Source organism: Promicromonospora kroppenstedtii DSM 19349 (assembly GCF_000515355.1).
GTDB lineage: Bacteria > Actinomycetota > Actinomycetes > Actinomycetales > Cellulomonadaceae > Promicromonospora > Promicromonospora kroppenstedtii.
This window is the reverse complement of sequence record NZ_KI911743.1, coordinates 28,628-29,576: the sequence shown is the minus strand read 5'-3', so window position 1 is coordinate 29,576 and position 949 is coordinate 28,628. Positions and strand designations below refer to the sequence as shown.

The 949-nt window shown below is 73.2% G+C and carries 2 protein-coding genes; both read right to left on the bottom strand.

All coding sequences use genetic code 11. The features are described from left to right. The coding region (locus tag PROKR_RS36065; protein ID WP_036968678.1) for a hypothetical protein at window positions 1-446 on the bottom strand (446 nt) is incomplete at its 3' end. 178 nt (window positions 447-624) lie between these two features. Further along, a partial coding sequence (locus tag PROKR_RS24065) for a Gfo/Idh/MocA family oxidoreductase (protein ID WP_342665905.1) occupies window positions 625-949 on the bottom strand: 325 nt, incomplete at its 5' end.

Sequence of the window (949 nt, the reverse complement as noted above, 5' to 3'; positions counted from 1 at the left end):
GGGAAGCCCAGCACGGACTCGACGAGCGTGGCCAGCGAGGTGACGTCGACAGGGTCGTCGCTGTGCTCGGGCAGCGTCACGCGGGGGCGCAGCACGGCGCTGCCGTCGCTGCGGAGCAGCACGTCGGTGGGCCGCACGCCGCCGTGGACCAGGCCGACGCTGTGCAGCGCGGCCAGGGCCTGCGCCACCGCGACGGTGATTCCCGCGCCCTCGGCGGCGGTCAGGGGGCCACGGGAGCCGACGGCGGTCGGCAGGTCGACCGCGCCCGTCCGCGACAGCCGGACATCGAGGTTGTCCGGTCCGTTCGGCGAGATCGCGATGAGCGGCACGAGATGGGGGTGGTCCAGTGTCGCGAGGGTGTCCAGGCGGCGCACCAGAAGGTCCCGAGACGCAGCGTCCGTCGGGACGGCTACGCGGACCAGTTCCGCGGATTCGATGTAGTGCACCCGTTCATGAGAACTCCGTGAACCGGAGCCCGCTCTTTATCCACAGGATTTGCCGAATCGTGAGCCCTGTGGGTGAACTCCTGGGATCGACAAAGGGCCCGGCGGGTGACCGCCGGGCCCTGTCCGCCAGACCTGGGTGCGCCGTCGGCGCCGTAGCAGGACCTGCGCGAACGTTGCGTCAGACGTCGACGAGGCGCCCTTCCTTGGCCGAGATCCGGGCGGCGTCCAGCACCTCCGCGGTGCGCACGGCGTCGGCCGGGTCCACGGGCACGTCGGCCTCGCCTGCGAGCCATTCGGCCACGGCCGAGTAGAAGTCCTCGTGCCCGCCCCGGGGCTGCGGCACGGCGGTGCGCTCCCGGCCGCGGGTGAGCCAGCCGTGGGTGCCGTCGGGCTGGTCGTCGTCGAGCACGTCGAACGGCGAGGCGTCGCCCTCGAACGAGTTGACCACGTACGCGCCGCCGTCCCCCAGCACGCGCGTGCGGGGGCCGGGCGCGCCGACCAGC